We start from the raw sequence: 1,179 nt of genomic DNA on the forward strand, positions 1-1,179 counted from the left end.
GCAGCGTGGCCACGTCCAACCCGTCGCCGGCCACGCGGCTCCACAGTCCGGTCCGCTTGTCGACCGAAAGCGAGAGAATGCCGCTCCCGATTTCACGCGCCCCGTAAGCGCGGATCAGATTTGCCTTGCCGCGCAAGCCAAGCGCGCTGGCAATACGTTCAGCCCCCACCAGCTCGAAAACGCCCAGCGCTATGCTGAACCAGCCGAGCTTGCGCGCGAGTTTGTCGGTCGCCCCGAGCGAACTCGCACCGGTTTTCAGGATTTTGGGATCGACTGGCGATCTGGCGATGCCGGTTATTTTCGCAAGCACGTTCATGAGCTCTTCCTACGGCTTCAACACCACCTTGATGCAGCTGTCCTGCTTGTCGCGGAACACCTTGTACATCTCGGGTCCGTGCTTGAGCCCCACGGTATGGGTGATCACGAAAGACGGATCGATCTGACCCTCCTCGATGCGACGCAACAGATCATCGGTCCAGCGATTCACATGGGTCTGTCCCATGCGGAAAGTCAGGCCCTTGTTCGTTGCCTGCCCCATCGGAACCTTGTCGACCAACCCGCTATAGACGCCGGGGATCGAGATCACGCCGGCAGGCCGGCAGACATAGATCATCTCACGCAGCACGTGTGGCCGGTCGTTTTCCATCAGCATCACCTGCTTTGCGCGGTCGCGGACGGTGTCCGGCAGAGCCAGCGAGACATGGCTTTCCATGCCAACGCAGTCGATGCATTTTTCGGGGCCTTTGCCGTCGGTGAGGTCGTTCAGTCGGCTCAATGACGCTGTCCTCGCGGAAGTTGATTGGTATGGCGCCACCGGCTTCGGCCATGGACAGCCGCTCCGGCAGCCAGTCTATCGCCACCACCTGCCTCGCCCCGAGCAGCACGGCGCTGCGCATGGCCATCTGTCCGACCGGGCCGCAGCCCCAAACCGCCACCGTGTCGGAAGGTTCGATGTCGCACTGGACCGCCGCCTGCCATCCCGTGGGAAAGATGTCGCCGAGGAACAGCGCCTGCTCGTCGGTCAGGCTGTCCGGCACCTTCACGTGCGTGCTGTCGGCAAACGGGACCCGCATATATTCGGCCTGTCCGCCGGGGTAGCCGCTGGTCAGATGGGTATATCCGAACAGGCCCGCCGTGGCATGCCCAAATACCTTATCGGCCATGTTCCTGTTGCGGTTT

General features: G+C 62.3%; 2 pseudogenes. Both read right to left on the reverse strand.

From position 1 onward, the window contains the following. A pseudogene (locus NKJ26_RS33385) lies at positions 1-316 on the reverse strand (hypothetical protein); the annotation flags it as partial. 9 nt (positions 317-325) lie between these two features. Further along, positions 326-1,179 (reverse strand): annotated as a pseudogene (locus tag NKJ26_RS33390) (zinc-binding dehydrogenase); the annotation flags it as partial.

The organism is Mesorhizobium sp. M0152 (genome assembly GCF_040322415.1).
GTDB lineage: Bacteria > Pseudomonadota > Alphaproteobacteria > Rhizobiales > Rhizobiaceae > Mesorhizobium.